Here is a 230-nt window from a genome sequence, read left to right as displayed (position 1 = left end):
ACCATTTCTTGCCACAATTGTGCCTTACCACTATTATAATACTTAAATGTTTTATCATTAGTAATATTTTGGATTTCAGGTTTAGCTACTCGAGCTGCATAATCAATCCATTCTTCAGGTGTAGATAGAGAATTGTTATAATTCCCTCCAGTATTGACTGCAAATTGATTTTGAATGGTTGTAACATAATTTTCAAAGTAGCTATGATATTTTATAGCTCTCGTATCAAT

At 30.9% G+C, this 230-nt stretch carries 1 pseudogene; it reads right to left on the bottom strand.

Annotation, left to right across the window (positions count from 1 at the left end):
• Positions 1-230 (bottom strand): annotated as a pseudogene (locus G9F74_RS29775) (zinc dependent phospholipase C family protein); the annotation flags it as partial.

Source organism: Bacillus sp. EKM202B, from assembly GCF_011066025.1.
Classification (GTDB): domain Bacteria; phylum Bacillota; class Bacilli; order Bacillales; family Bacillaceae_G; genus Bacillus_A; species Bacillus_A toyonensis.
The sequence above is the reverse complement of the archived record's forward strand: the minus strand, read 5'-3'. Positions and strand labels throughout refer to the sequence as shown.